We start from the raw sequence: 6,069 nt of genomic DNA, 5'->3' as shown, positions 1-6,069 counted from the left end.
TGCAGGCAGCAGCAAGACCGCCTGTCCGGTAGCCCTCCACGCCAATCGCGGCCACCGTGACAGTCAGCAGCGCCCATCCCACCCGATCCACCACCCGACGACGGTCGGGCCGGTAGCGGACCAGGTAGGCCATTCCAAGGACGGCCAGCCATGCCAGATCGAACACAGCGCCGGCGAGGTAAGCCACCCATGATCCGCGAAGTAGATGCGCGATCGACACCGTGGACCACGTAACCGACACCAGAGTCAGCCCCAGAACCAGACCGACAGCAGCGCGGACCCCCAGGGCATCGACGTCCGGAGGAAGAACGGGAACTGCGACACGACGGGTTCGCGTTACCTGGGCGGTCACCCCGTCGATGGTGTGGCTGTCCGGGTACTCCTCGGTTTCGATCCGGTATCTCATGCCGCACCACCGAACAGATCATCCTGGCCGACGCAGGCCGGGCACGGTAGCTCCGGCGGCGTCGGGTCCAGCTGGTCGTGGCAGCGAGTGCACCGCCGCGGCGGCGCCAACGGGACAACGGCCATGGCGATCCGCAGACTGTGGGAATCTACCAGCACGATCGACGGGCAGACCTGGTGCTGCGCGGCGAGCGCGAACCCGCACGCACGGCAGCAGGCGCCCTGCCCGGCACGGATCTCAGCGATGTGCCGGCGGCGGACGTCCAGCTCCTCGCTGGCGGTCACCCCACGGCCAGCCTTCAACGCAGCGAGGATCACCGGATCGAAGATCACTTCGGGATAGTCGACCGTGACCGTAATCCGGCCCGGACGGCGGGCACTCATGCCACACCGCCGGCATGCCGGTCAGACCCGTTTACGGGCAAGATAGGTCGCATGGTTCAGGACCTCCAACTGGGTCTCGGATCTAGGTGCCGCTCGGGGCTGCAATCCCCAGGCGGCACCGCTACGCTTGACATCATGTTACCTGCGGATAGATAATGTCAAGCATGCAGTTTGGCAGCGACGAGGATCCCTTGATCCGTATGACCGAGATGGCGGATCGTGCAGGGGTTTCCCTTGCTGCAATCAAAAGTGCGCGTAGGGGGGGATACCTGCCGGCTCCGGACGATATAAGCGTTTCCGATCGTCCTCGCTGGCGGCTGTCGACGTTTGAGCGCTGGATGACAGCCCGCCCTGGATCTGGACGACGGGTCTCGGATGTCAGCGATGATCCACTGTTAAGTATCACGGAGATGGCTGCGCTGGCCGGGATGCATCGACAGTCGATCTACAGGCTCCGCGGCGAGGGGAAGTTCCCGCCTCCGGATGACACTGCCGTGCGGACTCGTCCCCGGTGGCTGAAGTCAACCTTTGAGCGCTGGATGGCGGACCGTCTGAAGCCGAGTGCACGTACGACTCCACGTCGTAAGCAAGCTCTAGTCCGGACCGGGGTTGACAGCCAAAAAGATGATCAATCCGGCCCGGGATGCAGACCTTGAGGTGCCCGGCCGCTAGAAGGCGTTGCCAACGAGCCGGAGGCCCACTTGCCAACATCACCCTGAGGGAACGGGGTCGCGCGATGATCCCCTAGAACGCACGCGGCCCGGACGTTTGGCGCGTCCGGGCCCAAGACACCTTCCAACCTCGACGAAGAGAGGGGTGCCGTCGTGCACTCACATCGTACGGTCGCATCGGCAAGATCGCATGGTGCCCGATGAGTACGCCGGCTAACACCTCGCCGGAGCGGAGTCCGACATCGACTCGCCAAGGCCTGGGCACGGAGGGCGAGTCCTCTTGTACGGTGGGCAAGGGTCGCCGTCCTCGGGTGGTCTCCGGCACCTCCGGCGAGATGGCGGAGTTCAGCTTGAACGGCAAGGTGTTCCGTCAGTACGCCACCCGCCTTACCGCCGTCACAACCCGCGATGGGGAAGAGCAGGAATACCAGATAGCCGAAGGCCATTTTGCCGTTTCCCGGGTGCTCGAAATCCGCGACGTGCAAAGCGGGACTTTCGCGCCCGGTGGAATCGTCGAAACCATCTATGACGTGACTTTCACCCCGCCAGACGGGGAGCCCCGCACGGTTTCCATCACCGACCGGGATATGCGTTGGCGAGAGTCCACCTGGCCCCAGGAGACCGGCGCGTGCGCGTTCATGCCGACGCGGCGGACCGGCGTAGAGACCGTGTCCGACGCCATTAAAGCGATGGCGCTCCGAGCCCGGGGCCACGGTGGCGCGACGCTCGCGTACGGCGTGCCCGGACTCTTGCTCCGGCCTGAGATGCCCCCAGCGTTCCTGCGGCCCGGTAAGCCCGCGCTCGTCCCGGGCGGGGTCGACGCGGACACATGGTGCGAACTCCCACCCGAGCAAGCCAAGACGGAGGGTGTCCGCCTGCTTGGGCTGGATGACCCGTCCACCGATGAGCAGGCGACGACGGACCTGCTCCGGCTGTTCCGGATGCCCGCACTCGTCCCGGACGATCCGGCGGTCGGGATCACGCTCGCGTCGCTCCTGGCGTACGCGCCGTGGGCCGGACTCCCCGAGACGGACGCGTTGCCTGGCGTCGGGCACCTAGCCGTCATGCTCGCGGGCACGTCCGGGCTCCGGAAGACGGCCATGGCCGCGCTCGTGTTGGCCGCGCAGTCGTCAACCTACCGGCCGGCCAAAGGCAAGCCGGTCACGGCCACAGTGCGGCTCCGCCACGGCGCGAAGAACGGCGGCTCGTCGATGATCGGTGCGCAGCGGTCGCTCTGGACGCTCGCCGGGCTTTCCGCGCTCGTCGACGATGCGTTCGCGGAGGAACTGACGGATGGGGAGATCCACAGTCAGTGGATCGAACTGTCAGGGCTGGCCGATTCCATGGCGGAGCAGAACTCCGGCGTCAAGGCGACGCGGGTGGGCTCGGGGCTCATGCCATCGCGTTACCCGCGCTGCTGCCTACTGGCGACGGCGGAGGATCTCCCGGACGAGGATCGGCACGTCTCAGGCGTGGCCCGCTGGTTCGCGCTCAAGACGGAGAGCGCCACCGATCTGACCGTGTTGAGCGAGCTGCAGGCCGACGTGCGCGCGCTCTCGCGTGCCCATGCGCGGATCGTGCAGGACACGCTCTCCGATCTGGACATCCCCCGGCGCGCGGTGAGGTGGGCCGAAGAGCAGGTGTCCGGGTGGGACACGTCGTCCGCACACGGCCGGGCTGTCCAGAACGCCACCTGCGTACTTGCCGGGTGGCGCCTGCTCACGTGGGCCGGGGAGCGCGCCAAGCTCACGGAGATGGACTCCTGGACAGCGTGGGGGGTCGACGTCATCCACGCAGCGATGGACGCTCAGGCACGCCGGGGCGGGATGGTCGGGAACGCTCAGGCCGCGCGGGACCCCGTGAAGCTCTTTGTGCGCCGCTTCCGGGAGGCGCTGACCGATGGCACGTGGTACCTGGCCACGCCCGAGCGGTCCGAAGACGGGGCCGCCGTCCCGCCAACGGCGATCCCCGGCTACGGGCCGGCCGCCGTCGGCTGGCGCCAGGGACCGCGCATCATGGCGGACGGGGCCGGAGACGCGGCGCAGTGGTTCACCTCGGGCCGGGGGGACCCTCTCGGGGCCGTCCATGTCAAGCCGGCTGGTACGCCCGGCCCCCGGCCGTTCGCTCCCGCGATGCTCGTGATGCGCGCATCCCTCTGGGATGACGTCGTGCGGGCCGTCCGGCACCGGGCTCGGGAGCGCGACGGGTTCGGGATCTCGGACACGCCGGCGGTGTTGCTCGCGCGGCTAGTGGAGCAGGGCATCGCGAAGAGCGCGACGTCCGAGAAAAGCAAGCTCTGGGACGACGGGGCCAAGCCGCACGTCTACAAGTTCGACCTGGCCCGGTTGCTCGGGGACGACGTGGACGACGTGGATGAGGACGGCGTGGCGGAGCAGGTCGACGGCCCCGAGCCCGGCCCGGCGGCCCCTGCCGACATCGTGCCGGCGTTCGATCCCCGGTGCCTGGCGTGCGGGGACCTGACCGGCGCGTGCGGCCCGAACGATGCCGCGTATTGGTGGAACGGTATCGGGCCGCTGCATGCGTCGTGCGACCTCCCCGAGCCCGACCGGGACGAGCCCGTCCAAGCCGTCATCTCCGAGCCCGAGGCGACCCCAGAGCCCGCCTGGCAGCAACCCGAGCACACCGACAAGACCGTGTCAGCGCTGCGGGCCACGCTGGTCAAGCGCGGCTGGGACGTGCCCTCCGATGCGTTCCTCTGCAACGTCGCGGACCGGATCACGGCCGCCTTCCCCGTGGACGGGGCGCCGGGCTCGGGCGGCCCCGGGCTTGTGTGGGCGGAGGGCGCCGGGCGCACCGGCTACCGGTTGTTCCGTCAAGTGCAGAGCCACGGGACCCGACGCCTGCCCCCGGACGAGCGACTCGGCGACGTCGAATGCCCGTGGACGATGCCCCGGCAGGAATGGCACCGACCGCTCACTGCGGACGAGTGCCGGCAACCGTGTTTTGTCTCGTTCGACGTCAACGGCGCGTACCTGGCGGCCGCATCCCAGCCGCTCGGGACCGGCCGGCCGGTCCACCTGACCGACGCCGGGCGGATCCCGATCCGTAAGTCGGTGCCGGCGCTCTACCGGCTCGACCTCGACCCCCAGGTGCCCGAGCGACTGCCCATGCTGTTCGCCCCGGACGGGTGGTACGCCGGCCCGATTGCCTGGTACCTGCACGAGCACGGGCTCATTCGCCGCGTCGAAGAGGCGCTCGTCTGGCCGCTGACTGACACCTACGTCTGGCTAGATCGCTGGTACCAGGCGGCCCGCGACGCACGCTCCTGGCTGGCTGGTGACGGCGGCCAGGACGAGACCGGTCGTGCCGCGCTCGACGCGGTCAAGGCGATCTACACGACGTTCCTTGCCGGATGGATGGCGTCGCCGAAGAACTCGACGAACCTGTTCCGGCCAGACTGGCGTGCGCACACCGTCTCCCGTGCGGCGGCCAACCAGGCGCGCGCGCTAGACAAGGTGCGTGAGCAAACCAGCCGGGAGCCTTTCGCTATCCGCGTTGACGCGGTGTGGTTCACGGCCGATTCCACGGACGACATTCCGGCCGGGCTCTCCGTGCCGGACAGCAAGCAGTTGGGGAAGTGGAAGCGGAACGGAGCCGGGCTTCTCACGCCGGACGTCGTGGCCGCTCTGGACTCGGGCATGGGCGGCGTGCACGCCGCGCTCCGTGAGGCGGTGACCGACTAATGGTCAGCGGTAAAGACAAGGCCCAGGAATTCGTGGATTCGCATTCCTGGCAAGACGGATTCCGAACACTCATTGACGAGGGGCTCACTAACCGGGAAATAGCGGAGCGCTTGAATTTGAATCGGGGGGGCGCAATTAAAATGTCGTCCGCTGTCGCTCGGGCACGACGCTGGCGAAATGCCGTCACAGGCTCGGCTCGACAGCAGCGCGGCGGGAAGGCCGGGCCGAAGGATGCGGCCGTGGTCGACGCGCTCCGGCGGCGGGCGGCGGCAGCCTACGGCGGTCGGCGCGGACTCGTTGGCTGGCAGGCTTCCGTCAAGTCCAAGACCGATAAACGCGGCCAGGGAAACCGGGGACAGGAACTCGCCCCGTTCATCTTCCCCCAGGCCACAGCCGACGCCATCGCATGCGGCGACTTGGACGCGGCCGGGGCCGCTTTCGAAGTCGGGCTCATCAACCAGTACGGTGCGCCGGGGCTGGAGATCGCAGATTTCGAGCGACTGGACATGACCTTCTAGACACCTGCTCCGGGAGCCCCGGCGTCACCGCTCGCGCGGCCACCCGGCTGGGTGCGTCTGGCCACCCGGCCGGGTGGCCGCGCGAGCGGACCGGCGCGGACCAGCGCGGACCAGCGCGGACCGACAGATGTCACCGTACGTGACCGGGTTTCGGAGCCCGTGCGGGCCGACGGACGGGCTCGGGGGGATTAGCCCCCCACGTTTGTGCAGGTCAGAGAGTTAGCCCCGGTTAGCCCCCCCGCTCAGATGCAAGACGCATAGAGAGTCCGGCGAAGCTACCCGCTGTAACCGAAAACTCGAGTTTTCGATCATGGCCTGACGGGGTGCGGCGCGCGCCGGGCTCTCACGGCCCCGTAGGCGGCCGGAATGGCTATATCGGTCCCGTCT

General features: G+C 68.4%; 4 protein-coding genes and 1 pseudogene. 3 read left to right on the top strand and 2 right to left on the bottom strand.

Going from position 1 to position 6,069, the window contains the following annotated elements:
* Both G6R25_RS28015 and G6R25_RS20185 read right to left on the bottom strand, forming a co-directional pair.
* Window positions 1-406 (bottom strand): annotated as a pseudogene (locus G6R25_RS28015) (hypothetical protein); the annotation flags it as partial.
* Window positions 403-789: a hypothetical protein gene (locus G6R25_RS20185; RefSeq protein WP_136449528.1), complete on the bottom strand. Its 387-nt coding sequence runs from the start codon at window positions 787-789 to the stop codon at window positions 403-405. The pseudogene G6R25_RS28015 and the gene G6R25_RS20185, both read right to left, overlap by 4 nt.
* Window positions 790-944: 155 nt before the next feature.
* On the opposite strand from G6R25_RS20185, the gene G6R25_RS30905 reads away from it, so the two are divergent.
* The 3 genes from G6R25_RS30905 (at window position 945) to G6R25_RS20175 (ending at window position 5,682) form a co-directional block, all read left to right on the top strand.
* A complete protein-coding gene (locus G6R25_RS30905) occupies window positions 945-1,445 on the top strand; it encodes a helix-turn-helix transcriptional regulator (RefSeq protein ID WP_412842880.1) in 501 nt (166 codons plus the stop codon).
* A 326-nt stretch (window positions 1,446-1,771) separates the two neighbouring features.
* Window positions 1,772-5,164: a hypothetical protein gene (locus tag G6R25_RS20180; RefSeq protein WP_163554197.1), complete on the top strand. Its 3,393-nt coding sequence runs from the start codon at window positions 1,772-1,774 to the stop codon at window positions 5,162-5,164.
* Window positions 5,165-5,403: 239 nt separating this feature from the next.
* Window positions 5,404-5,682, top strand: a complete 279-nt coding sequence (locus G6R25_RS20175; protein ID WP_163554196.1) for a hypothetical protein — start codon at window positions 5,404-5,406, stop codon at window positions 5,680-5,682.
* Window positions 5,683-6,069: the final 387 nt, after the last annotated feature.

Origin of the sequence: Candidatus Frankia alpina (genome assembly GCF_902806485.1) — a bacterium.
GTDB classification, from domain to species: Bacteria; Actinomycetota; Actinomycetes; order Frankiales; family Frankiaceae; genus Frankia; species Frankia alpina.
The sequence above is the reverse complement of the archived record's forward strand: the minus strand, read 5'-3'. Positions and strand labels throughout refer to the sequence as shown.

Excerpts from the sequence above, each read along its gene's own strand:
- G6R25_RS20185 (WP_136449528.1), bottom strand. The coding sequence starts at position 789 with ATGAGTGCCCGCCGTCCGGGCCGGATTACGGTCACGGTCGACTATCCC.
- G6R25_RS30905 (WP_412842880.1), top strand. The coding sequence starts at position 945 with ATGTCAAGCATGCAGTTTGGCAGCGACGAGGATCCCTTGATCCGTATG.